Annotated in this window: 22 protein-coding genes; 14 read left to right on the forward strand and 8 right to left on the reverse strand. The window is 63.5% G+C overall.

What is annotated here, in order from left to right; translation table 11 throughout:
• Positions 1 to 27 precede the first annotated feature (27 nt).
• The 4 genes from thrS (at position 28) to pdxS (ending at position 4,263) form a co-directional block, all read left to right on the forward strand.
• On the forward strand, positions 28 to 2,046 hold the full coding sequence (thrS, locus tag B0G38_RS05520; RefSeq protein WP_264668505.1) for a threonine--tRNA ligase: 2,019 nt from the start codon (positions 28 to 30) through the stop codon (positions 2,044 to 2,046).
• Entirely contained in the window at positions 2,043 to 2,621 is a 579-nt protein-coding gene (locus B0G38_RS05525; protein WP_264668506.1) for an HIT family protein, read from the forward strand. The genes thrS and B0G38_RS05525 overlap by 4 nt, the downstream gene beginning before the upstream one ends.
• 8 nt (positions 2,622 to 2,629) lie before the next feature.
• The gene (gene pgsA / locus B0G38_RS05530; RefSeq protein WP_264668507.1) at positions 2,630 to 3,241 is read left to right on the forward strand and encodes a phosphatidylinositol phosphate synthase; all 612 of its coding nucleotides are present in this window, start codon (positions 2,630 to 2,632) and stop codon (positions 3,239 to 3,241) included.
• A gap of 107 nt (positions 3,242 to 3,348) precedes the next feature.
• Positions 3,349 to 4,263, forward strand: a complete 915-nt coding sequence (pdxS, locus tag B0G38_RS05535) for a pyridoxal 5'-phosphate synthase lyase subunit PdxS (RefSeq protein WP_074702214.1) — start codon at positions 3,349 to 3,351, stop codon at positions 4,261 to 4,263.
• A 138-nt stretch (positions 4,264 to 4,401) separates the two neighbouring features.
• On the opposite strand, the gene B0G38_RS05540 is transcribed toward pdxS, so the two are convergent.
• The 3 genes from B0G38_RS05540 to B0G38_RS05550 form a co-directional block, all read right to left on the reverse strand.
• On the reverse strand, positions 4,402 to 5,385 hold the full coding sequence (locus tag B0G38_RS05540) for an acyl-CoA thioesterase (RefSeq protein ID WP_264668508.1): 984 nt from the start codon (positions 5,383 to 5,385) through the stop codon (positions 4,402 to 4,404).
• 77 nt (positions 5,386 to 5,462) lie between these two features.
• Positions 5,463 to 6,215 (reverse strand): GNAT family N-acetyltransferase, encoded by a 753-nt coding sequence (locus B0G38_RS05545; protein ID WP_264668509.1) that lies wholly within the window; start codon positions 6,213 to 6,215, stop codon positions 5,463 to 5,465.
• Positions 6,216 to 6,217: 2 nt separating this feature from the next.
• A complete protein-coding gene (locus tag B0G38_RS05550; protein ID WP_264668510.1) occupies positions 6,218 to 8,254 on the reverse strand; it encodes a M3 family metallopeptidase in 2,037 nt (678 codons plus the stop codon).
• A 188-nt stretch (positions 8,255 to 8,442) separates the two neighbouring features.
• Here B0G38_RS05550 and B0G38_RS05555 point away from each other — a divergent pair, with 188 nt between their 5' ends.
• On the forward strand, positions 8,443 to 9,699 hold the full coding sequence (locus B0G38_RS05555; RefSeq protein WP_264668564.1) for a CapA family protein: 1,257 nt from the start codon (positions 8,443 to 8,445) through the stop codon (positions 9,697 to 9,699).
• A gap of 39 nt (positions 9,700 to 9,738) precedes the next feature.
• On the opposite strand, the gene B0G38_RS05560 is transcribed toward B0G38_RS05555, so the two are convergent.
• Together B0G38_RS05560 and B0G38_RS05565 are read right to left on the reverse strand one after the other, a co-directional pair.
• A complete protein-coding gene (locus B0G38_RS05560) occupies positions 9,739 to 10,461 on the reverse strand; it encodes a type 1 glutamine amidotransferase (protein WP_264668511.1) in 723 nt (240 codons plus the stop codon).
• The gene (locus B0G38_RS05565) at positions 10,462 to 11,736 is read right to left on the reverse strand and encodes a Mur ligase family protein (RefSeq protein WP_264668512.1); all 1,275 of its coding nucleotides are present in this window, start codon (positions 11,734 to 11,736) and stop codon (positions 10,462 to 10,464) included. It abuts the gene before it with no gap.
• 146 nt (positions 11,737 to 11,882) lie between these two features.
• Here B0G38_RS05565 and pdxT point away from each other — a divergent pair, with 146 nt between their 5' ends.
• The 9 genes from pdxT to B0G38_RS05610 all read left to right on the forward strand — a co-directional run bounded on the left by pdxT (position 11,883) and on the right by B0G38_RS05610 (position 21,743).
• Positions 11,883 to 12,548, forward strand: coding sequence for a pyridoxal 5'-phosphate synthase glutaminase subunit PdxT (gene pdxT, locus B0G38_RS05570; RefSeq protein ID WP_264668513.1), 666 nt, complete (start codon positions 11,883 to 11,885; stop codon positions 12,546 to 12,548).
• A 2-nt stretch (positions 12,549 to 12,550) separates the two neighbouring features.
• Positions 12,551 to 13,312, forward strand: a complete 762-nt coding sequence (locus tag B0G38_RS05575) for a YebC/PmpR family DNA-binding transcriptional regulator (protein WP_264668514.1) — start codon at positions 12,551 to 12,553, stop codon at positions 13,310 to 13,312.
• Positions 13,313 to 13,319: 7 nt separating this feature from the next.
• The gene (ruvC, locus tag B0G38_RS05580) at positions 13,320 to 13,901 is read left to right on the forward strand and encodes a crossover junction endodeoxyribonuclease RuvC (protein WP_264668515.1); all 582 of its coding nucleotides are present in this window, start codon (positions 13,320 to 13,322) and stop codon (positions 13,899 to 13,901) included.
• A gap of 127 nt (positions 13,902 to 14,028) precedes the next feature.
• Positions 14,029 to 14,667 (forward strand): Holliday junction branch migration protein RuvA, encoded by a 639-nt coding sequence (gene ruvA, locus B0G38_RS05585; RefSeq protein WP_264668516.1) that lies wholly within the window; start codon positions 14,029 to 14,031, stop codon positions 14,665 to 14,667.
• Entirely contained in the window at positions 14,667 to 15,749 is a 1,083-nt protein-coding gene (gene ruvB, locus B0G38_RS05590) for a Holliday junction branch migration DNA helicase RuvB (RefSeq protein ID WP_264668517.1), read from the forward strand. Before ruvA ends, ruvB begins: the two co-directional genes overlap by 1 nt.
• 144 nt (positions 15,750 to 15,893) lie before the next feature.
• On the forward strand, positions 15,894 to 16,343 hold the full coding sequence (gene yajC / locus B0G38_RS05595; RefSeq protein WP_413542030.1) for a preprotein translocase subunit YajC: 450 nt from the start codon (positions 15,894 to 15,896) through the stop codon (positions 16,341 to 16,343).
• Between the two features lie 108 nt (positions 16,344 to 16,451).
• Positions 16,452 to 18,185: a protein translocase subunit SecD gene (gene secD / locus B0G38_RS05600; protein ID WP_264668518.1), complete on the forward strand. Its 1,734-nt coding sequence runs from the start codon at positions 16,452 to 16,454 to the stop codon at positions 18,183 to 18,185.
• The gene (secF, locus tag B0G38_RS05605) at positions 18,185 to 19,192 is read left to right on the forward strand and encodes a protein translocase subunit SecF (protein WP_264668519.1); all 1,008 of its coding nucleotides are present in this window, start codon (positions 18,185 to 18,187) and stop codon (positions 19,190 to 19,192) included. Before secD ends, secF begins: the two co-directional genes overlap by 1 nt.
• A gap of 331 nt (positions 19,193 to 19,523) precedes the next feature.
• Positions 19,524 to 21,743, forward strand: coding sequence for a RelA/SpoT family protein (locus B0G38_RS05610; RefSeq protein WP_169997854.1), 2,220 nt, complete (start codon positions 19,524 to 19,526; stop codon positions 21,741 to 21,743).
• Here the strand turns inward: B0G38_RS05610 and B0G38_RS05615 are convergent.
• The 3 genes from B0G38_RS05615 to B0G38_RS05625 form a co-directional block, all read right to left on the reverse strand.
• On the reverse strand, positions 21,740 to 22,381 hold the full coding sequence (locus tag B0G38_RS05615) for a type IV toxin-antitoxin system AbiEi family antitoxin (RefSeq protein WP_264668520.1): 642 nt from the start codon (positions 22,379 to 22,381) through the stop codon (positions 21,740 to 21,742). The two genes, B0G38_RS05610 and B0G38_RS05615, sit on opposite strands and share 4 nt — an antisense overlap.
• Before the next feature lie 130 nt (positions 22,382 to 22,511).
• Entirely contained in the window at positions 22,512 to 23,951 is a 1,440-nt protein-coding gene (locus B0G38_RS05620) for a DUF349 domain-containing protein (RefSeq protein WP_264668521.1), read from the reverse strand.
• A 68-nt stretch (positions 23,952 to 24,019) separates the two neighbouring features.
• Positions 24,020 to 24,826, reverse strand: a complete 807-nt coding sequence (locus B0G38_RS05625) for a peptidylprolyl isomerase (protein WP_264668522.1) — start codon at positions 24,824 to 24,826, stop codon at positions 24,020 to 24,022.
• Positions 24,827 to 24,842 lie beyond the last annotated feature (16 nt).

The following is a 24,842-nucleotide window of genomic DNA, read 5'->3' on the forward strand; positions in this document are numbered from 1 at the left end:
CCTAAATCGAAACATAAGGAGACCTTCGTGTCAGCGCCCCAAAACATGACTCTCATCGTCGACGGCGAAGAGAAACAAGTGAACACGGGCACTACCGGGGCGGAGTTATTCTTCGAGCGCCGCGATGTCGTCGTTATGCGCGTCGACGGGGTGCTCAAGGACCTGGACCAGCCGCTGCCCGAAGACGCCAAGATCGAGTCTGTCACCATCGATTCGCCCGACGGGCTGAACGTCCTGCGGCATTCCACTGCCCATGTGATGGCACAGGCCGTGCAGCAACTCCGCCCGGACGCCAAACTCGGCATCGGTCCGTACATCACCGACGGCTTTTACTTCGATTTCGACGTCGAGGAACCTTTCACTCCTGACGATCTGAAGACCCTTGAGAAGATGATGCTCAAGATCGTCAACCAGAATCAGAAGTTCGCCCGCCGGGTGGTCACCGAGGATGAAGCCCGGGCCGCCATGGCGGATGAGCCCTACAAACTGATCCTGCTGGACAAGTCCGCAGAGGCAGATGAAGCCGGCGAGGGCGTAAACGTCGAGGTTGGCGCCGGCGAGATCACCATCTACGACAATGTGGACCGCAAGAGCGGCGACACCATCTGGTGCGATCTCTGCCGTGGCCCGCATCTCCCCAACACCAAGCTCATCTCGAACGCCTTCGCGCTGACCCGCTCGGCAGCTGCCTACTGGCTGGGCAACGAGAAGAACAAGCAACTGCAGCGCATCTACGGCACAGCCTGGCCCACCAAGGAAGCGCTGAAGGCCTACCAGGAGCGCCTCGCGGAGGCCGAGCGCCGGGACCACCGCAAGCTCGGCTCAGAGCTCGACCTGTTCTCCTTCCCCGATGAACTGGGCTCAGGGCTGCCAGTGTTCCATCCCAAGGGCGGCATTGTCCGCAAGGCGATGGAGGACTATTCACGCCAGCGGCACACCGAAGCAGGCTACGACTTCGTTTACACCCCGCACATCACCAAGGGACACCTCTACGAAGTGTCCGGCCACCTGGACTGGTACCGCGACGGGATGTTCCCGCCCATCCATGTGGACGAGACCCGCGATGCTGAAACCAATGAAGTGGTCAAGCCCGGCCAGGACTATTACCTGAAGCCGATGAACTGCCCGATGCACAACCTGATCTTCCGCTCACGCGGACGTTCCTACCGCGAGCTGCCCCTGCGTATGTTCGAATTCGGTTCCGTCTACCGGTACGAGAAATCAGGCGTGGTGCACGGACTGACCCGGGTCCGCGGCATGACCCAGGATGACGCCCACATCTACTGCACCCGCGAGCAGATGAAGGACGAACTGACCAGCACCCTGAACTTCGTGCTGGCGCTGCTCAAGGACTACGGGCTGGACGATTTCTACCTGGAACTCTCCACCAAGGACCCCGAGAAGTACGTCGGGGCAGACGAAGCCTGGGACGAAGCTACCCGTACGCTGGCCGAGGTCGCCGAAGCCTCCGGTCTGGAGCTGGTTCCGGATCCGGGCGGAGCCGCGTTCTACGGCCCGAAGATTTCCGTGCAGGCCCGCGACGCGATCGGCCGCACGTGGCAGATGTCCACCATCCAGCTGGACTTCAACCTGCCCGAACGCTTCGAGCTCGAGTATCAGGCCGCGGACGGTTCGCGCCAGCGTCCTGTCATGATCCACCGTGCGCTGTTCGGCTCGGTCGAACGTTTCATGGGCGTGCTTATCGAGCACTATGCCGGCGCCTTCCCGGCCTGGCTGGCACCGGTGCAGGTGGTCGGCATCCCCGTGGCGGAGGCATTTAACGACTACATGGGCGAGGTCATCGCCAAGCTCAAGGCAGCAGGCATCCGGGCCGAAGCAGATTTCGGTTCGGACCGGTTCCCGAAGAAGATCCGGACCGCCAGCAAGGACAAGATCCCGTTTGTCCTCATTGCCGGCGGTGAAGACGCCGAAGCCGGCGCGGTATCGTTCCGCTTCCGCGACGGCAGCCAGGACAACGGCGTACCTGTCGACGACGCCGTGGCCAGGATCGTTGAAGCCGTCCGTAACCGGGACCACCAGCTATGACGGATTCGCCGGGGGCACCTCACCAGCAGCCTGAAGGCCAGATGACCGACGAGTTCGAGCTAACCGGAGTCCCGGACGCCTTTCAGCGCCTCTGGACTCCGCACCGTATGGCCTATGTCAAGGGCGGACAGGACCAGTTCAAAGGCAAGGATGAATGCCCCTTCTGTGTGGCGCCGGGGCGTAGCGATGAAGACTCCTTGATCGTGTACCGGGGCAAGTTCAACTACGTTGTCCTGAATCTTTTCCCGTACAACCCGGGCCACCTGCTGATCTGCCCGTACCGCCACGTCCCGGACTACACCGACATCACCGTAGAAGAAACGGCCGAGTTCGCCGAGCTGACCCAGACAGCCATGCGCGTGCTGCGCAAGGTGGCGAATCCAACCGGCTTCAACCTGGGCATGAACCAGGGCGTCACCGGGGGAGCCGGCGTGGCGGCACACCTGCATCAGCACGTCGTGCCGCGCTGGGGCGGGGACGGGAACTTCCTGCCGATCATCGCCCAGACGAAGGCCATTACGCAGACCTTGGACGAGGTCCGTCAACAGGTGGCACAAGCCTGGCCGGCCGGGTAGCGGCTCGGATGCTCAATAAGTACGCACGTGGTTTCTTCGGGAAGCTGTTTTCCCCTTTGGCGCGGCTGCTGATCAAACTCGGTGTTTCACCAGACACGGTGACCATCATCGGCACTCTCGGCGTGTCCATCGGTGCCTTGGTCTTCTACCCCATGGGCGAACTGTTCTGGGGCACGGTCTTCATCACCGTGTTCGTTTTCTCGGACATGGTGGACGGGCTGATGGCCCGGATGCTTAACCGCAGCAGCAGCTGGGGGAGCTTCCTGGATTCAACCTTGGACCGTCTGGCTGACGCCGCGGTGTTCGCAGGGGTGACCATTTGGTTCTTCACGGGCGGAGCCAGTGTTCCCATCGCCGTCACGGCACTGATCTGCCTGGTTCTGGGCATGCTGGTTTCCTACGCTCGGGCGAAAGCCGAGTCCCTCGGCTGCAGCGCCGACGTCGGTATAGCGGAGCGTTCCGAGCGGCTTGTCGCGGTGCTGGTCTTCACCGGCTTCACCGGGCTCGGGCTGCCGCCGGTGGTGCTGCTCGTGGTGTTGATCCTGCTTGCGGCCGCTAGCCTGGTCACCGTCATCCAGCGCATCCTGGCCGTCTACCGGCAGACGCAAGTCGAAGCATGAAGCGGTTCTGACTTGGCTGTGCCGCATGCCGTCACGAGTGAGCTGAAACACGACGGCACGGCGTATCATGAAATGTACTCCTTCCCACCAACTCCTAGGGGCTTTTAGTGTCCAGCAGTAACGAAACTTCAACTCACGCACCGGTAACGGGCAGCAGCCGGGTTAAGCGCGGTATGGCTGAAATGTTGAAGGGCGGCGTCATCATGGACGTCGTAACCCCCGAGCAGGCCCGCATCGCCGAAGACGCCGGCGCGGTTGCCGTGATGGCTCTCGAGCGCGTACCCGCAGATATCCGGGCCCAGGGCGGCGTATCCCGCATGAGCGATCCGGACATGATCGACGGCATCATCGAGGCCGTCTCCATTCCCGTTATGGCCAAGGCGCGTATCGGCCATTTCGTCGAGGCCCAGGTCCTGCAGTCCCTCGGCGTGGACTACATTGACGAGTCCGAGGTCCTGACCCCGGCCGACTACACCAACCACATCGACAAGTGGAACTTCACGGTTCCGTTTGTCTGCGGTGCCACCAACCTTGGCGAGGCCCTCCGCCGCATCAACGAAGGTGCGGCCATGATCCGCTCCAAGGGCGAAGCGGGTACCGGCGATGTCTCCAACGCCACCGGGCACATGCGCCAGATCCGCGCGCAGATCGCCAAGCTTGCCGCTCTGCCGGAGGACGAGCTGTACGTCGCGGCCAAGGAACTGCAGGCCCCGTACGAACTGGTCAAGGAAATCGCCTCGACCGGCAAGCTTCCGGTGGTGCTCTTCACCGCAGGCGGTATCGCCACCCCGTCGGATGCGGCCATGATGATGCAGCTCGGGGCGGACGGCGTGTTCGTCGGGTCCGGTATCTTCAAGTCCGGCAACCCGGCCGAGCGTGCCGCTGCCATCGTCAAGGCCACCACGTTCTATGACGACCCGGACATGATCGCCAAGGTCTCCCGCGGACTGGGCGAAGCCATGGTCGGCATCAACGTGGACGAAATTCCGGAGCCGCACCGCCTCGCCGAGCGCGGCTGGTAGGAAACCCGGAACAAATAACGACGCCGGAAGTCCGGAATCGCTGTATCAGTGGTTCCGGGCTTCTTGCGTTAACACCCTCGGTGGGCCGGGTTGCGGCCGAAGCAGCGTTCCGTCCGGAAGACGCCGTTCCGTTCGACGTCAGTGGGCGTGCCCTTTGCCCCGCAGGTGGCTTGGGAGCAGATTGCCGGGGATCTGGCTCCGGATGCGGATGATCTCCCGGACGTGCTGTTCCAGCTCGCGGTCCTCATCGGAAACCGGATTCCACGGCGGGATCGGTACCGCAGTGCCCGTCTCGTCGCGCGCCACCATGACTGTCAAGCAATATGTGGTCAACTCAAGTTCGCCGGTTTTCGGGTCGCCCGAGCGCACATGTACCGAGACGTGCATTCCCTTGTTGCCGGTGTAGACCAGCCGGGCCTCGACTTCGACCACATTGCCGATCAGCAAGGGACGGTAGAACCGCACGCCGCCGGAGAAGACGGCGACAACGTCCTTGCCGCAGTACCGCGAGGCGCAAACGTAGGCGGCCTCGTCGATCCACTTCATCACGGTTCCGCCATGAACCTTCCCGCCCCAGTTCACGTCGCCAGGGGCGGCCAGGAAGCGCAGGACGGTACGGGGAGCTGTTCCTGCTTCGCTGTACACCTGCCGGGACATCGCCTTCTCTATGTCGGCGCGGATGTCCAGGCGCTTGATGGCCAGCTGCTCCTGTTCCTTTTCTTCCTCCGTCCGGGGAATCCAGGACTCTACCGGAACGGATTTGCCGTCTGTGCCCACAGCCACGAAGATCACCAGGCATTGGCTGCGCATCGTGGCGCCGCCGCCCTTGGGATCGCCGGAGCTGACGACGGTCTGGATGTGCATGCTGCTGCGCCCGGTGTAAATGATCGTGGATTCAACCTCGACCATGTCTCCGACGCGAACAGGATCGGCAAAGTGGATATTGCCCACATAGGCAGTCACACAATAGGACTTACTCCAGCCCACGGCACAGGCATAAGCAGCCTTGTCGATCCATTCAAGGACAGTTCCGGCGTCGACCGTCCCGCTGTAACCGACATCCGTGGGAGCGGCGAGGAACCGAAGGGTGATGGAATTCTTCGCGGTGGCCGGTTCAGGCATTGGTCTTATCTCCTTATTGGTCGTGAAATCAGCATCGCACTGTTCGTCGACGGTTCCGCTAGACACCGGGAACCGGATCACCTTGCCAAATGCAACCAGTAGGTCTGCCCGCGGCCGATGAGCTGGAATCCGCGGCGGGAATAGAGCCGCTCGCCCAAGGGAGTGGCATTCAGCGCCAGATGTTCGGCACCGGCGGCTCCTGCCGACCGCGCAACCCTGCTCAGGATGCCGGAACCGTAGCCACGACGGCGGTAATCCGTGCCCACGGCCATGTTGAAGATTCCAGCCAACGCAGGAATCCGGAGGTTGCCACCGCCATCGGGCAGGAATGAATATCCGTGCCCCACAAGCCGTCCCTCGGCGCGCGCCACGGCGTGCCAGGCCCGGCTTCCCTTTGCCTCCGGTACCGCCGGTGCGGGCACTGATCGTCGGACAACCCGAAGTTCTACACCGTCGGGCCCCGTGATCTCCGGACTGTCCGGTTCCAGACCGATTCCCACTGGTTCATCCAGCAGCACGCAGTCCAAATGTGCGGTCATCCACCACGGCTGCCAGCCCTGCTCGAACCCGAAACCAGGAAGCATTGACGTCTTGACGGTGCTGTTCATCCACACGCCGACGGTAGCCGCCCCGAGCCGGGCGCCCTCGGCGAGGCCGGGCCGGATGCCCGCGGGAGAAATCTCCTCGGGAAACATCAGCATGAGTTCCCGTCGGGCCGGGAGCCATACCCAGTGACTCTGGTGGGTATCGAAGGTTTTGCCTCCCGTTGCCGCAGCCAATGCCGTAAACCACGAGGACTGAAGCCGTTGGCAGTCTCCGAGAGTGACCACGATCAGCGCCCCTGGCTGACCGGATCGATGCCGTCGAGCCCGCGGCGAGCGAGCAGTGGACCAATTTCGGCGTCGCGGCCACGGAAGTTGCGGAAGGCCTGCAACGGATCGATGCTGTTGCCCCGGGAGAGCAATTCGGTACGGAAATGATCTCCGTTATCCCGGTTCAGGCCGCCGTTTTCGCGAAACCACAAGACAGAGTCCGCGTCCAGCACTTCGCTCCAGAGGTAGGAATAGTAGCCCGCCGCATAGCCTCCCGCGAAGATGTGCTTAAAATAGCCGCTGCGGTAGCGCGGCGGGATGAGGTCGAGGTCGAGCCCGGCGTCCTTAAGCGCCTCCTTCTCGAAGGAGAGCGGATCATCGATGCGCGTCCCGGCAGGTAAGCTGTGCCAGGCCAGATCCAGCAGGGTGGCCGCCAAATACTCGGTGGTGGCGAAGCCTTCGCCCCAGAGCCGCGCTGCTTCGATCTTGTCGACCGTCTCCGGCGGAAGGGCGGCTCCGGTGACGTGTTCGCTGGCATAGTCGGCGACGATCTGCGGCCACAGCATCCACATTTCGTTGACCTGCGATGGGTATTCGACGAAGTCCCGGGGAACGCTGGTTCCGGAGAACCGCGGATACCTGACCTGGGAGAACAACCCGTGCAGCGCATGGCCGAATTCGTGGAAGAGCGTCACAACCTGGTCAAAGGTGAGCAGGGTCGGCTCGCCTGGTGCAGGTTTGGTGATGTTGAGATTGTTAACAACTACCGCCTGCTGGCCCAGCAAGCCGGACTGTTCGACAAACGAATCCATCCACGCGCCCCCGTTTTTGGTGGGCCGCGCATAGTAGTCGCCCAGGAACAAGCCAAGCCCCATACCGCCATCGTTCTTTACTTCCCAAACCCGGATATCCGAGTGATAGCCCTGCAGGTCCGGACGTGCTTCGAAGCTCAGGCCGTACAGTTGTTCCGCCGCGTGGAAAACGCCGCCCTGGAGCACGCTCTCGAGTTCGAAGTAAGGGCGCAGCTTCGCCAGATCGACGTCATAATCACGGCGCCGCACCTGCTCGGAGTAGAAAGCCCAGTCCCAGGGTTCGATGTCGTGCCCTGCGGCGGCGGCCAGGACATGGGCCTCGGCACGCGCGTTGCCCACCGCCGCCGGCACCAGTTGCGCGAGCAGCTGCCGCACGGCTTCAAGCGAAGGCGCGGTTTGGGATTCCAAGGCATATTCGGCGTGGTTCGGGTAACCGAGCAGCGCGGCACGCTCGGCACGCAGTTCGGCCAGTCGCGCCGCGAGGAGCACCGTCCGGTTTCCTTTGCCGCCGCGGCCTACCGAGGCCTGAAAGAGGCGACGCCGGGTGTCCCGGTCCGTGAGCACTTCGAGGGCGGGCTGGGCGGTCGGCAGCACCAGTGTGAGCAGCCAGCCGGTGTCATATCCGGCTTCCCGGGCGGCCTGGGCCGCGGCGGTGATATCCTCCTCGGCCAGCCCGTCCAGAAGAGCGCGGTCGGCCACGTGCAGGGCGGCAGCGTTCCCCGCGGCCAGCAGCTCCTGCGAATATTCGGTGGACAGTTCCGACAAGCGCACGTTCATCTCGCGAAGCCGCTTCTGCCCGGCGGGCTCGAGCCCGGCTCCGGCGCGGCGGAACTGCTTGCGCAGCTCGGACACCAGGCGCAGGTCCTCGCCGGCGAGGCCCTCGGCGCCCTCATCCACCGCCATGACTCGCCCGTACAGCTCTGGATGCAGGTAAACGTTGTCCTGGTGCGCGGCCAGCCGCGGGGCAACTGCCTGTTCCAGCTGCAGGATCTCCTCCGTCGCGTCTGCGGAGGCGATGTTGCGCAGGACCGCCGCCACACGCTGAAGCGTCCGGCCGGACCGCTCGAAGGCAACCACGGTGTTGGCAAAGGACGCCGGTTCCGGATTCGCGGCGATGTCCTCGATTTCGGCCAGCTGCTGTGCGAATCCGGCCTCGAACGCGGGCAGGTAATCCTCTGCGCGGATGTCGGCGAAAGCCGGCAGCTCGTAGGGGAGCGTACTGGGAGTGAGGAACGGGTTTGCCATGGCACTACTTTGTCATGCCCCACCGGTTCTCCTGGGGTCATTTACTGGCTGCAAGGACGCGCCGTCGGCGACCCGGCCTCGCCGCGGCTTACACTGGCGGCATGCCAGAAAGCCGCGCAAGAACTCACCGAACGCGTCCGCGGCGACGGGCTGGTTTGGGCGGCTCCGGCAGGGGGCGGTCCAGGTTGGTGCTGCCCCTGGCCGCAGCAGTCCTGCTTGCCAGCTGCAGTGCCGCGGGCACAGGGCAAGGCGATGGAACGCCAGCTGACACTGCATCTTCCGCCGCAGCTGCTCCGTCTGCTCCGGCCCGCCCGGTACAGGAGGGGAGCGACGGCGGCAGCCAGGTGCCGTCGTCGTCGTTCGCAACGTCGTCCGCAACGGCCGGGGCCGGACCGGAATGCGCCGTCGTCCGCTGCACCTCTGTGGTGATGACCGGGGATTTGCTGCTGCACGAAGCCCTCTGGGAGCAGGCGGCGGAGGATGCGGAGGAAACGGGCCAGGGACCACTGGATTTTGGCCCGATCCTGTCGGCGCAGCAACCCTACGTGGACACCAGCGATCTTGCCCTCTGCCATGTGGAAACTCCGGTGGCCGAAGCGGGCGGCCCGTACGCGGCGTATCCGTCCTTCAACGCGCCCCCACAGATCCTGGATGCCATCGCGGAGCTCGGCTACGACGCCTGCACCACGGCCAGCAACCACACCATCGACCGCGGCACCGCTGGGCTGGAACGGACGCTGGACGCGCTGGATGAAGCAGGGCTCGAACATACGGGGTCCTACCGCACCCGCGCCGAAGCCGAGGAGGTGCTGATCATGGATACGCCTGCCGCCCGGGTCGCAGTCATCGAGGCAACGTACGCGCTCAACGGGCTGGTGCCGGACCAGCCGTGGCAGGTGGACATGCTGGACGCGGACGCCATGATCGCGAAGGCGAAGCAGGCCAGAGAGGAAGGCGCGGACATCGTCCTCGGCGCCGTCCACGCGGGGGATGAGTACACCAACCACGCGAACGCACAGCAGCAGGACGTGGCGCACAAGCTGGCGGACAGCGGCGAGTTCTCGCTGATCTACGGGCACCACAGCCACTCGGTGCAGCCCATCGAGAAGTACAAGGACACCTGGATTGTCTACGGGCTGGGCAATGCCATCGCGGCCCATGCCACGCCGAATATCCTCAACACCGAGGGGCTCATGGTGCGCGCGCAGTTCAGTCAGAACGACGACGGCGGCCCCTGGGATGTTTCCCGGCTCGCCTGGCTGCCGGTTACCTTTGATGGCCCCGAGCACCGCTGGTGTCCGGTCGCGGCGGACGCCCTGGAAGAGGAGCCGGCGTGCGTTTCAGCGGAGGCCGATGCCGCCAGCCGGGAACGGACCAAGGACACCGTGGAGTCGATGGGCGCAGCGGAGGACGGCGCCCAGGAATGGCTGCTCAGCGGCAAGTAGTGCCGGGCCGATGCCCAAACGGGTAGCGGTGCAGCGCGCTCAGCGCGGGCGCGCGGCGGCGTCTTGGCGGGCCTGCTCCTCGAACGGGATTTCCAGCGGCGCATCATCGAAGCTGCCATGGCGGCGCAGCGCGGCGTGCCGGACCAGGAAATCCGCCACCGCAGGGTTCTTGGGCAGCAGTGAACCGTGCAGGTAGCTGGCAACCACGTTGCGGTAGCGTGCGCCCTCGGTGGAGTCCTGGCCGTTGTTGCCTTCCCCCTTGGTGACGGTGCCCAACGGTTGGGTCCCGCCCTTGAGGTAAGTCTGGCCGCTGTGGTTTTCATAACCAATGACCGTGCCGAACTCTTCGCTCTCCAGGACGGTGTTGCCGATCAACCGCTTGGGCCCGCCGACGGTGTCTATATCGAGCAGTCCGATCCCCTTGATGACCTCGCCGGTGTGGGTCTTGAAGAAGTTTCCGAACAGCTGATACAGCCCGCAGATGGCGAGCATGGGCACACCGTCGTCCGCGAGTTCGCGCAACCGTCCGCCGAGCTGGAGCAGATCGGCCTGGATCTTGTTCTGGCCGGAATCCTGGCCGCCGCCGCCGACAATCAGATCCACCTGGTCCGGAAACGTGTCGCCCGGGTTGTATTCGTGCAGCCGGACATCGTAGCCGCGCAACTGCAGGCGCTTGCGCAGGACCAGGACATTTCCCCAGTCTCCGTAGATGTTCATGTCGCGCGGATACAACTGGAGCAGGTCAATCACGGGGGCATCCATCTAGGAAACCACCTCCACTTCGGTCAGCTTCCCCAGCTCCCGGCGCAGCGCGAGCATGGCGGTGTAAGTGCAGTAAATACGTTTGGGTGCATCCGGTTCCAGTTCGATGAACCGGTGCAGCGACGCCGATAGGTCCGTGTCCACGTGCCGTACGGGGACGTCCTCGTAGAACAGCCGCAGTGCCATGTCGTTGGCACGCACTCCGCTGACCTCCGCCACGCCGGCAGCGGCGAGCGAGTCGAAATCCACGTCCCACAGCCAGGACATGTCCCGGCCGTCCGCGTAATTGTCATTGATCGCGATCATGGTGCTGAAGCCTGCCGGCGGGAACGAGCGCAGCGCCAGGCGGAATCCTGCCGGGTTCTTCACCAGCACCAGGTCCAGCGGTTTGCCGTTGACGGTCAGGCTCTCGCCGCGGCCGAAGGCAGGAGTGACTGCCTCCAGCGAGTCCAGCAGGGCATCTTCATCCACGTCCGCGCCGACCACGGTTCGGGCCAGTGCCAAGGCGGCGGCGGCATTGTAGATGTTGTACACGCCGGTGAGTTTCAGCTCGGCGTCGATGGTGCGGCTGCCAACCGTAAAGGTAGCTGAAGCGCCTTCGCAGGCAGCGAGGACGACGTCGGCCGCCGGCAGGTCGGAGGCGTCGCCTGCGCCGCCCGAACGCATGTCATCGTCATTGGGGAACATGACACGCAGCTGCGGGGCCAAGCCAAAGTAGTGGACCCGCTCCGCAGTAACGGATTCGGCCAAGGTGGCAATGCGCGGATCTTCCCGGTTGAGCACCACAGCCTCGGTGGTGGCCGCAGCGATCTGCCGCAGGAAGCCTGCGGTCGTCTCGATCTCGCCGAACCTGTCCAGCTGGTCGCGCATGACATTGAGCAGCAGGCAGTAGCGCGGAGCGACGAGTTTGACGAAGTGCACCGCGTGGGCCTCATCGAGCTCCAGCACCGCAACGTCCGCGTCGAGTGTGCCGCCGATGGTGGTTTCGCCCAGCACGGCTGCCACCACGCCGCGGGTGAAATTGCTGCCGGTCCGGTTGGTGAAGACCTTCAACCCCTGGCCCTGCAGCAGTTCCACCACCATCTTGGTAGTGGTGGTCTTGCCGTTGGTACCGCTGATGACGACGACGCCCTGGGGCAGATTGCCCAGAGTGCGCGGCAGGAAGTTCGGATCGATCTTCTCCGCGACGAGGCCGGGGAGGGCGGAACCACCTCCGCGCAGTTTCGCCACCGTCTTAACGGCCTTTCCGGCAAGGGTCGCAAGGAGGTGTCGCATGAGTAGAAACTATACAAGAGGCCTATGACCGTTCGGGGACGATTGTGCGCCAGCCCATTTAACGCTGGACCAAGAGTTGGCGTTACTGTTTTTGCAGCGGCCGCTCAAGTTCCGGCCCCTGATGGAGAAACCCGAGGAATCAACCGTTGGTTAACATTGGTGTACTTGCCCTGCAGGGAGATGTCCGCGAACACATCGCGGCTCTGGAACACAGCGGCGCTTCCGCGGTCCCGGTCCGCCGCCCCGCCGAACTCGATGCGGTGGACGGCCTGGTGATCCCTGGCGGTGAATCCACGACCATTGACAAGCTCACCCGCATTTTCGAACTCGCCGTCCCGCTCCAGAAGCGGATTGCGGACGGTATGCCGGTGTACGGATCGTGCGCCGGAATGATCATGCTGGCCGATGAAATCGCCGATCCCTCCACTGATCTGAAGGGCAATCCCCAGCAAACCCTGGGCGGGCTCGATATTACGGTGCGCCGGAACGCCTTTGGCCGCCAGCGCGAGTCCTTCGAAACGGATCTGCGCTTCAGTGGACTCGAATTCAGCGCCGCCGTGCCCGGCGCCGAGCCCGCGCCGGTCCATGCCGTGTTCATCCGCGCGCCCTGGGTGGAACGAGTGGGGGAAGGCGTAGAGATCCTGGCCCAGGTCGAGCCGCAAGAAGCCTCCCATACGGACACATTGCACGGGACGGCTAGAATTGTCGCAGTGCGTTCGCGGCATTTGCTGGCGACATCCTTTCACCCGGAGGTTACGGGGGAGCGCCGCATCCACGAACTTTTTATCCGAATCGTTAGAGGAGAAGCGTAAGCATGTCGGGACACTCCAAATGGGCGACCACTAAGCATAAGAAAGCCATCATCGATGCCCGCCGTGCGAAGTCCTTCGCGAAGCTGATCAAGAATATTGAGGTTGCCGCCCGCGCTGGCGGAGCCGATATGGCCGGCAACCCTGGCTTGGAACTGGCCGTGCAGAAGGCCAAGAAGACCTCCGTGCCGAATGACAACATTGACCGTGCCATCAAGCGTGGTGCAGGCCTGACCGGCGAAGTAATCGACTACACCGAAATTATCTATGAAGCGCGGGGTCCGCAAGGATCGGCAGTGCTCATTGAGTGCCTGACCGACAACAAGAACCGCGCCGCCTCGGAAGTGCGCCTGGCCATCACGCGCAACGGCGGCACTATCGCCGATCCGGGATCGGTGGCGTACATGTTCGCGCGCAAGGGTGTTGTCGCTCTGCCCAAGAACGATCTGTCCGAGGACGACGTCCTGATGGCGGTGCTGGACGCAGGGGCCGAAGAGGTCAAGGAATCCGGCGACAACTTCGAAGTCCACTCCGATCCAACCGACCTGCGGGCCGTGGTCGCCGGGCTGGAGGAAGCCGGGATCGAATACGAGACCGACGAGGTCGAGTTTGTGCCGTCAATGGAGGTCGAACTGGAAGCAGACGCGGCGCGCAAATTCATGAAACTTGTGGATGCTCTCGAAGACCTCGACGACGTGCAGAACGTATATTCAAATGCCGACATCCCCGAAGAGGTCATGGCAACGCTGGAAGCCGAAGACGCGTAGTGCTGCAGTGACGTTGCGGGTGCTGGGAGTAGACCCGGGTCTGACCAGATGCGGTTTCGGCGTGGTGGACATTGAGCCCAACCGACGGGCGACCCTGGTCGGTGTCACGGTGGTAGGCACCCGTGCCGATGTCGCGCTGGAGCAGAGGCTCCTCGCCATTTCCAATTCAATCGATGAGTGGCTCGATAGATACACGCCGGACGTGCTGGCCGTCGAGCGGGTATTCAGCCAGCTCAATGTCAGTACCGTGATGGGCACGGCCCAGGCCTCCGGCGTCGTAATTGCTGCAGCTGCACGCCGCGGAATCACCGTCGCCTTGCACACCCCCACGGAGGTGAAGGCCGCGGTGACGGGTAATGGCCAGGCAGACAAGACCGCCGTGACCAAAATGGTCACGAGGATTCTGCGGCTGGACAGGCCGCCGACGCCTGCCGATGCCGCCGACGCCCTGGCCCTGGCCATCACCCATGCGTGGCGTGGAAGCACCGCGCCAGTGGCCGGATCGAGAGGCCAGCCCGGCTCCGGCCAGACTGCCGCCCAGCGACTGTGGGCAGAGGCTGAGGCAAAGGCGCGGCGCAAGATCCGCTGATCACCATCAGGCGTGGCGGTGCTGCGTTCAGCGGCTCGGCGTCGTAGGCTGTTCGTACGTATGTTCGGAAGAACGGATGCCGGCAAGTGGCTCCGATTTCCGCCGGAAGCTGTTTTGGAGCGGGTACATGATTAGTTCGTTGCGCGGAATCGTCAGCCATGTGGGCCTGAATTCCGCCGTCGTTGATGTCAATGGTTTCGGGATGCTGGTCCAAGCCACCCCGCAGACCCTGGCAACCCTGCACATCGGCCGCGAGGCGGAACTGTCCACCACGATGATTGTTCGCGAAGATTCCATGACGCTGTACGGCTTCGAGGATGCCTCCCAGCGGGAAGTTTTCGAGACCCTCATTTCCGTGAGCGGTGTTGGTCCCCGGCTGGGACTGGCCGCTCTGTCCGTCCATGCTCCCGAGATCCTGCGGATTGCCGCTGCTGAAGGCGACACCAAGACATTCAGCAAGGTTCCCGGCATCGGTCCCAAGCTTGCCAGCCGGATGGTGCTTGAACTTGCCGGCAAACTTGTTCCCCTTGGCGAGGCTTCCGCTCCCATAGCGAACGCCTGGGAGGACCAGGTCCTTGAGGCGCTCAAGGGCCTCGGCTGGACCGAAAAGGACGCCGGTGCGGCCCTGGACAACACCGCCGCAGAGCATCCGGAAGCGGCGGCCGCGGGTGATGTGGCCAACATGCTCCGGCTGACGCTGCGTAGCCTGGGCCAGGACGGTGTCCGCAGCGGCAGTGCGCGGCGGACTGCCGCGGGGGCCAGGTAATGGCTTCCGACGCAGACCGCGACTCCCTGGTGTCGGCGGCGGGGGAAGCGGAGGAGCGGGCCATAGAATCCGCGCTGCGTCCGAAGAACCTCTCCGATTTTGTGGGCCAGGTCCGGGTCCGCCAACAGCTCTCCCTGGTGCTCGAGGCCTCCCGGATCCGGGAACGGACTGCCGACCACGTATTGCTCTCCGGCCCGCCCGGCCTGGGAAAAACCACCCTGGCCATGATTATTGCTGCTGAGATGAATGCGCCGCTGCGCATCAGCTCGGGACCGGCGATCCAGCATGCCGGCGACCTGGCTGCCATTCTGTCCTCGCTGGCAGAGGGCGAGATCTTGTTTCTGGACGAAATCCACCGTATGTCCCGTCCCGCCGAAGAAATGCTCTATATGGCCATGGAGGATTTCCGCGTGGACATTATCGTCGGCAAGGGAGCGGGGGCGACGGCGATTCCGCTGGACCTGCCGCCGTTCACCTTGGTCGGCGCTACCACCAGGGCGGGACTGCTGCCCGGACCGCTGCGCGACCGTTTTGGATTTACCGGGCACCTGGAGTTCTATTCAACCCAGGAGCTCGAACTGGTGCTTCGCCGTTCTGCAATGCTGCTGGATCTGAAGATCAATTCTGCCGGTTTCGCGGAAATTGCCGGTCGCTCCCGCGGGACGCCGCGTATTGCCAACAGGCTGTTGCGCCGCGTCCGGGACTGGGCACTGGTCCACGGCGTGGACGAAATCGATGTCCGGACAGCGGCCGCGGCACTGGACATGTACGAAGTTGATGCCCGCGGACTGGATCGTCTGGACCGCTCGGTTCTCAGCGCGTTGATCACCAAGTTCGGGGGCGGCCCTGTTGGGCTTTCTACGCTGGCGATCGCCGTGGGGGAGGAGACCGAGACCGTCGAAACGGTGGCGGAACCGTACCTGGTCCGTGAAGGGCTGCTGGGCCGGACTCCGAGAGGGCGCGTAGCCACTGCGGCCGCCTGGGCCCATCTGGGGATCGAGATGCCGGAATCGGCGGTGCGGACGGGTGCAGACCTGTTCACGGTACTCGCCGAAGACGAACCGGATTTCTCCGACAACTGAGGATGCGCGCCGGTTTGCCACGACGCGTAGAATAGTGGAGATGCCGGGCACATCCTGGGGCCGTTCAGGCCGCAGTGATGCCGGCGCAGACCGCTGGGCCCGGCCACCTCGGGCTCAACCCAGAACAAGGAACGGAACAACTCTGTGTTCGAAAACGTCTTGACCGCCAGCAACGCGCAGCCGCAGGGCGGTGGCATCGACTTCATGACCATCGCGTTGTTCGTGATTTTCGGCCTGCTCATCTTCATGATGTTCCGCAAGCAGAAGAAGGCCCAGGCCCAGATGCGGGAAAAGGCTGAAGCGCTGCAGGAAAAAATGCATCCGGGCGCCCAGGTGATGACCGCGTTCGGGCTGTACGGCACCGTTGTCTCCGTTGACCGGGACGAGAACAAGGTTGTCATCGAGCTGTCGCCGGGCAATACGGCCACCGTCCATACGCAGGCTGTCAACGAAGTAGTCGACACCGAAAGTCCTGCTGTACCGGACGATGCCTCGGCGTTGACGGGCGAGAGCAGCGGCAGCACTGCCGCTTCGGAGCCGGCAGAGGACCCGTTGAACCGTCTCAACGAAGAAAACAACAAAGACAACAAGTAGGCCGATAACGGCTTTGTCGACGCGGCACTGGGTGGGGCAGGGCCCCGCCTGGTTGTCTCGATGGTGCACTAGCACCGCCGGCCAAAGCTGATGAGAGAAAGATCATCAATGGCACGATCCGGTCACACCACCGCAGCCAAACGGACCTTGGTCTGGCTGGGTGTCCTATTTGCCGTCCTCACCGCCGCTCTCGCCGGCGGAGTTATGTCCAGCCAGGCTACCTGGGCGCCGAAGCTGGCGCTGGACCTTGAGGGCGGAACGCAGATGATTCTGGCTCCGCAGGTCCAGGGCGGCGGTGATCAAATTTCCGCCGAACAGCTGACGCAAGCCGTGGAAATCATCCGTCAGCGTGTCGACGGTTCCGGTGTAGCCGAGGCTGAAATCAGCACACAATCCGGCCGCAACGTCGTAGTCAGCCTGCCCGGTGTTCCCGATGCAAAGACCAGGGAACTCATTCAGGCCTCCGCCGCGATGGAGTTCCGGCCGGTCCTGGCGGGAAGCCAGGGAGCAGCAGTTCCGGAAGAAAGCCGCACACCGGAAGAGGAACTGCCGGAGCCAACGGCTGAACCGACGAACGCCAGCGATCTGAACTGGATTACGCCGGAGCTCTATCAGAAGTTCGAAGCCTTGGACTGCACCGATTCGGCGGCCGTTGCTGCTGCCACGGAAGAGCGTGCACCGGCGGACCAACCCATGGTGGCGTGCGAGCCGGACACCGGGATGAAGTACATTCTGGGCCCGGTTGAGGTTCCCGGTACCAATATCGCGACCGCCAGTTTCGGGCAGGTCCGCGGTACTCAGGGCCAGTCGCTGAACCAATGGGCTGTCAACATCGAATTCAACGAAGAGGGCACCCAGACCTTCAAGGAGGTCACTGAGCGCCTCTTCGGAATGTCCGGTGTGCAGAACCAGTTCGCCATTGTCCTCGACGGCACCGTCATTTCGGCTCCGACAACCAACGCTGTGATTCCCGATGGCAAGCCGCAGATTACGGGTAACTTCACGGAAGAATCCGCCCGCGCGCTGTCCGAGCAGCTCAAGTACGGTGCCCTGCCGATCAGTTTCGAGATCCAGAGCGAAATGCAGATTTCCGCCACCTTGGGTGACGAACAGCTCCGCATGGGCATCATCGCGGGCCTGATTGGTCTGGTCCTGGTGGCCGTCTACTCGCTGTTCCAGTACCGCATGCTCGGGTTTGTCACCATCGCCTCACTGGTTGTGGCAGGGTTCTTGACCTACCTGGCGATTGCGCTGCTTGGGTGGACCGAGAACTACCGGCTGTCGCTCGCAGGTGTTGCGGGTCTGATTGTCGCCATCGGCCAGACGGCTGACTCGTTCATCGTCTACTTCGAACGTATCCGTGACGAGCTTCGCGACGGACGCGGCCTGGTGTCCGCCGTCGACAATGGCTGGAAGCGGGCACAACGGACCGTGCTGGCTTCGAAGGCGGTCAACCTGCTTGCGGCCCTCGTACTCTACTTCGTCGCCGTCGGCAACGTCCGCGGTTTCGCATTCACCTTGGGCCTGACAGCACTAGCCGACCTCGCCGTCGTCTACCTCTTCACGCACCCGGTCATGCAGCTGCTGGCGCGTACCAAGTTCTTCGGTGAAGGCCACCGGTTCTCCGGGCTGGATCCGAAGCTGCTGGGAGCCGTTCCGCTGTACCGCGGTGCCGGCAGGATCCGCCAGCCGGGCGAGGCCCAGCCAAAGGTCCGGACCAAGAACGCCAAGGCCGCAGCTGAAGCCAGCAGACGCCAGACCATTGCCGAACGGAGGGCCGCAGCAGAGAAGGAACGCTCGGCTTCTGTTCCGGGACGTGGCTCGGATAAGGAGAGCAACTAATGCCCAGCTTGGCAACATTCGGTAATGACCTCTACACCGGCAAGCGCTCCTACCCATTTGTGCAGAAGTACAAGCTGTGGTTCCTGATCGCGGCGATAGCCATCCTGATTTCGATCATCGTGCCGGTGGTGAAGGGTGGCTTCAACCTCGGCATCGACTTCCGCGGCGGTTCCGAATTCACCGTCTCGGCAACGGAAAACACCGATATCTCCCGGGGCGAAGAGGCCGTCACCTCGGTTGAGCCGGGACTGGTGCCGCAGGTAACGAACATCGCGCCCAACACGATGCGGATCCAGACAGAACAGCTCTCGGACGACCAGACCCTGGCCGTCCGTGACGCCTTGATCGAGGCGTACGAGGTGGAAGCGGACCAGGTCACGTCGACGTTCGTGGGGCCCACCTGGGGCCAGGACGTGACCCGTCAGGCAATCTGGGGACTGGTGGTATTTGTCGCCCTGGCGGCGGTGATGATGGCCATCTACTTCCGTACCTGGAAGATGTCGGTGGCCGCCCTGTCCGGCATGACGGTGGTCCTTATTGTGACCGCAGGGCTCTATTCCTTGAGTGACTTCGAAGTGACGCCGTCCGCCATCATCGGCTTCCTGACGGTCCTGAGTTACTCGCTGTATGACACGGTGGTGGTCTTCGACAAGGTCCGGGAGAATACCGAGAACATCGACAAGTCCACCAAACGGACGTTCTCGGAGGAGGTCAACCTCGCCGTCAACCAGACCTTGGTCAGGTCGATCAATACGTCCGTTGTGGGCGTCCTGCCGGTCGCGTCGATCCTCTTTATCGGGGCGATGCTGCTCGGTGCAGGTACGCTGCGGGACCTGTCTCTGTCCCTCTTCATCGGCATCATTATCGGCACAGTGACAACGGTCTTCATTGCCGCCCCGATGTATGCGTGGCTGCGCGCGAAGGAACCTGCCTTGGTACGGCAAGCCAAACGCGTTGAAGCGCGCCGGCGTCATGAGTCGGCCGAAAGCGACGAGATTACCGTTTAGCAGGCCCTCATGAAAGGCCGGTTGCCACTCATCGGTGGCAACCGGCCTTTCTGCTCTCCATGGGGGTGTGAAGGCCATGCCTCGTGGGGCATAGACTAGAACGGTCGCATGATGTATCTGTTGTCAGGTACAACGCGGGCTGGAACATTCCTCCCTCGTTGCCGGCAGGAAAGCGGGGCAGGATTTGGCTGAGAACGGCAGGCCTACGGACCAGGGTCCCAATTCGGCGGTAAAGCCGGGGCCCGGTTCTGTTGTTGTGCCCTCCCCACAACAGGCCGTTCCGGACCAGGCACCGGTCCGGAATTCGTTCCCCGGGCGGCGTGAACGCACTATGTCCCGCCTTGCGCGGCTGACCGGACGCGGCTCCGCCGGCTACTCGCCGATCCTTGAACCATTGCTGCGCACGGTGCGGGCGAACAACCCGCGCGAGGACTTCGACCTGATCCACCGCGCGTTCGTGGTTGCCGAGCGCAGCCACCGGGGCCAAAAGCGCAAGAGCGGCGACCCCTACATCACCCACCCGGTGGCCGTGGCCACCATCCTGGCCGAACTGGGCATGACCGGGACGACCTTGGCCGCCGCACTGCTGCATGACACGGTCGAGGATACCGAATACACCCTTGACCAGTTACGGGCCGAGTTCGGGTCCGAGGTGGCCATGTTGGTCGACGGCGTGACCAAGCTGGACAAGGTCCAGTTCGGCGACGCCGCGCAGTCGGAGACCGTGCGGAAAATGGTTGTGGCAATGGCCAAGGACATCCGTGTCCTGGTCATCAAGCTTGCGGACCGCCTGCACAACGCCCGGACCTGGCGGTTCGTCTCGCCGGAATCATCCGCCAAGAAAGCCCGGGAGACGCTGGAAATATTCGCCCCGCTGGCGCACCGGCTGGGCATGAACACCATCAAATGGGAGCTCGAGGACCTGTCCTTCGCGGCGCTGCACCCCAAGGTGTACGAGGAGATCGTGCGCATGGTGGGGGAACGCACGCCCGAGCGCGAGAAGTACCTGACCATGCTCCGCACCAACATCGGCGACGATCTGCGCGCCGTGAAGATCAAGGCGACGATCACCGGGCGCCCCAAGCACTACTACTCCATCTACCAGAAGATGATCGTTCGAGGTAAGGACTTCGACGACATCCATGACCTGATGGGGATCCGTGTCCTGGTGGACAGCGTGCGCGATTGCTACGCCACACTCGGCGCGCTGCATGCGCGGTGGAACCCGCTGCCCGGGCGGTTCAAAGACTACATCGCCATGCCGAAGTTCAACATGTACCAGTCCCTGCACACCACAGTGATCGGCCCGGGCGGCAAACCGGTGGAAATCCAGATCCGGACCTACGAGATGCACCGCCGGGCCGAATACGGCGTGGCCGCGCACTGGAAGTACAAGGACGCGGCGAAAAACTCCGGCACAGCGGCGGACGGCGGCGACATGGGCTGGCTTCGCAGCCTGGTGGACTGGCAACAGGAAACCTCCGACCCGGCAGAGTTCCTCGATTCGCTGCGCTTTGAAATCAACGCCCGCGAGGTGTTCGTCTTCACACCTAAGGGCGAGGTCATGGCCTTGCCGGCAGGATCAACGCCGGTGGATTTCGCGTACGCCGTCCATACCGAGGTAGGACACCGGACCATTGGCGCCCGCGTCAACGGGAAACTTGTCCCGCTGAACAGCGAGCTCAACCATGGCGACTGGGTGGAAATCTTCACCTCGAAGGCCGAGGGTGCGGGGCCGAGCCAGGACTGGCAGGGCTTTGTTAAGAGTCCCCGGGCGCGTAACAAGATCAGGCAGTGGTTCACGAAGGAACGCCGTGAAGAGGCGATCGAAAAGGGCAAGGACCAGCTCACCAAGGCCATGCGGAAGCAGAACCTGCCGCTGCAGAAGATGATGACGCATGACGCTCTGATGGCCGTGGCGCAGGAAATGCACCATCAGGACATCGCTGCGCTCTATGCTGCGGTCGGGGACGGTCATTCTTCTGCCCAGAACGTCATCGAACACCTGGTGGCGTTGCTCGGCGGCTCGGAGGCGGCCGAGGAGATGGAAGCCCCGATCTCCACCGCCCCCAAACGGCCGAAGACCTCGGACTCCGGCGTGACCGTGGTCGGGGTGGGCGATGTCTGGGTGAAGCTGGCGCGCTGCTGTACGCCGGTGCCGCCGGATCCGATTATCGGGTTTGTGACGCGGGGATCCGGCGTGTCCGTCCACCGCTCCGACTGCCGGAATGTTTCCGACCTGAGGGACCAGCCCGGGCGGATCGTCGATGTTGAGTGGGCACCGACCAAGTCCAGTGTGTTCCTCGTGGAGATCCAGGTCGAGGCGCTGGACCGCAAGAGCCTGCTCTCCGATGTGACGCGCGTGCTGGCCGAGAACCACGTCAACATCCTCTCCGCCACCGTACACACCTCGAGCGACCGTCTGGCGATCTCACGGTTCTCCTTCGAGATGGGGGATCCGAAGTATCTGAGTCATGTCCTCAGCGCGGTCCGCCGCATCGACGGAGTGTTCGACGTGTACCGCACGACGGACGCGCGTCGCCGTATCTAAGCGTTTCCTCCGGCTTGCTGCTTGCGCAGATCGAGTGCGGCTGCCAGGCGCCGGAGGGCCACGTTCTTGCCCGGCATCCTCTCCCGGATCTGCAGGGCCTGCCGGATGTAGCCCAGGGGGCACTTCAGCCTGGGGTCGGATGATAAGGCGAGCAGGACCCGGACCGCGTCTTCGTCCCGGGCGTAGACGGCGATGTCGAGCGCCGTCCTCAGGGGAGAAGTGATCCGGACACCCGAGATATTCAACGTATCCAGCGGCCCCAGTGCGACTTCGTGCAGGTGGATGCTTCGGTGCCGCCCCTGCGAGGTTGCCCGGTAGCGGTGGTCGAGCAGGACAGTGATCTTGTTGCCCGGCGGCGAGCAGCCGTAGACCCAGGCTGCCGTGAGCCGGCCGAGCACCACCTTGTGCCGGATAGGCTGCGGCAGGGCAGCATGTGCAGCCAAGGCACGGTGCACGGAGGTGACGGGTTCGCCGGTGCTGACGTAGGCAGGACCGTAAATGTTGACCACCAGGCCATCGATTGCCATGGCCTGCAGTTCGGCCAGGCTGAACGGCCGCCCGGCATAGAGCACGCCTCCCTGGGAGCCGGGGGCGGTGATGGTTGTCGATGGCTGCTGCCGTTGCTCTCCCATGGTCATGATGCCAGCTTGTCAAAGCCTGCTGACCAACGAGAGAGGGCGGAACCTCTTTGTGGAAAAGCGGTTCCGCCCTCAGACGGTGTGTAGATCGGGTGGTTATTCCGCCCGGTCAGTTATTCGGCTGGATCGCTCAGGAGAAGTCCTGCGCCGATTTCTGCAAGGTGTCCAGCCACTGCCGACGGGCCTCGAGAGCCTCGCGGGCGTCGGCGATTTTCCGCTCATCGCCTTGGCGTTCAGCCTTGGAAAGATCCTCTTCGAGACCGGCAATGGTCGTCTCCAACTGGCTCAACGCACTGTTGGTACGGGCCTTGGTCTCCGGATTGCTGCGCCGCCACTGGTCGTCTTCGGCTGCCTTGACAGCGTCTTCGACCTTGCGCAGGCCTCCGTCGATCCGCTGCATGTCCCCGCGCGGTACCTTGCCGGCTTCTTCCCAGCGGTCCCTGATGGACTGGAGGGCCTTCTTGGCGGCGCCGAGATCCGTAATCGGGAGCAGCGCCTGCGCCTCGGCCACGAGAGCTTCCTTGACCACCAGGTTCGCGGCATACTCCTGATCGATGGCTTGGTTGGCGGCCTGGCGTGCGGCAAAGAATTTGTCCTGGGCGGCACGGAAACGGGCCCAGAGCGCGTCATCGTCCTTCCGGCTGGCACGCTTGGAAGACTTCCATTCGTCCATCAGATGGCGGTACTCGCCGGCGGTTGGGCCCCAGTCGGTGGAGTTCGAAAGCTCCTCGGCACGCGCGATCAATGCTTCTTTAGCCGACTTGGCTGCAGCATTGTCGCTGTCCAACTGGCTGAAATAGGCACGGCGGTGGCGGTCAAAGACGGTGCGTGCGGACCTGAAGCGTTTCCACAACGCATCCTCAGTGCCGCGGCCCAGCCGGATGCCGTTCTTCTGCGCGGTCTTCCAGGTTTCGAATAGCTCGTTCATTCGGGCACTGCTGGTCTTCCACTGCACCGTGGCAGGGTCTTTGCCGGCGATTGATTCCGCTTCAGCGACAATGGCTTCACGTGCAGCCAGTTCGGCGGAGCGCTGCGCTTCCTGTGCATCCTTTTCACTGCGCTGCAGCGCTGCGATCGCGGTGTCGAGGCTGTCGAGGCGTGCCTCCAGAGCCGGAATATCCCCGACCATGTGGCGCTCGGCGACCTGTGCCCTCAGATGCTCAAGGGTTTTGTGCATATCGGTGGACGGCGCCTTCGCCTCCACCCGCTGCTCCAGGAGCGCTGCCTGCGCGGCGGCGTCGTCATACTTGCGCACAAAGTAGGCCAGCGCTTCGTCGGCCGGGGCGTCCGGATACTGCCCGACGGGGTGCTCTTCGCCGTCGAGAATCAGGAAGACGTGCCCGTCCTCGGCAACCCGGCCCCATTTGGCGGCTTCCGAAAGCGGCGTACTGTGCACCGGTGGCGCGGCGACAACGGTCTGCACCGTGGAGGCTGCAGCGTGCTTCGGTGCCATTGCTGCCGGTGTTGGGCGCGGCCGCGCGGATGGTTTCATGCTGGCTGGCGTCGGCGGCTTTGGCGTTTCGGAGGCCGTGCCGTCAACTGTTTCGTCGGATTTCTGACTGTCTGTCACCGCTAAAACTCTTTCACTCGTTGTTCGGTGCACCCACCGCAGGCGCGCGCACCAGGTACTTCACTAGATCAATCTAGAGTAAACGCATCAATCGTTACTGGTATTTTAGGTTGTCCGTCCTGGCTGCCGGCTTCTTCGACGCCGCCGTCGGCAATCTCCTGGATCACGTCGAGGCCTGTGGTTACCTTACCCATAATCGTGTAGCCACCGGTATCTTGCGGAATCCTGCTGTCTTTGTAGGCAATGAAGAACTGGCTGCCGTTGCTGAACGTGCTTTGCCCGCGGGCGACGGCAATAGTGCCCGCAGGGTATAGGCCGGATTCCGGCGAGTTTTCGACCGGACCCCACTGGAACTCCGGGTCGCCGCCGCCTTGGCCGTCCACGGAGCCGCACTGAAGCACGCCCATGGAAGCGGCAGTAGTGAGGCGGTGGCACGTCTTGCCCGCGAAAAAGCCTTCGTCGGCCAAGGACTTGAACACCGAAACGGCCTGCGGCGCAGCCTCGCCGTCGAGCTCCATGCCGATGTCGCCGGCGCTGGTGGACAGCGTGCCGGTGAGCACCTGGCCACGCGCCAGATCCGCGGAAGGGATATGGGCGGCGTTCGTTTGTGCGCCGGCGGGATCAGGGGAAGCGGATCCGCCGGGTATCGGTTCTTCGATACCCTCGCGTACCTGGTCAACCTCGCCCGCCGTGGGGTTGGTGCCGAACACGGTCAGCTGGAGCAGCACACCCAGGATGACCAGGACAGCGATCACGACGGCACCAATAACGTTGTCGCGCTTGCGCCGCTTGATTTGATATGCACGCAGGGCGCGTTTGGCCTCCATCTGCGCAATGCGACGCTTTGTTTCGCGGTCCTGGCTCTTGGCGGCCACCGGGCCCTTCCTTTCC

The sequence above is a fragment of the Crystallibacter permensis genome (assembly GCF_025960875.1).
GTDB classification, from domain to species: Bacteria; Actinomycetota; Actinomycetes; order Actinomycetales; family Micrococcaceae; genus Crystallibacter; species Crystallibacter permensis.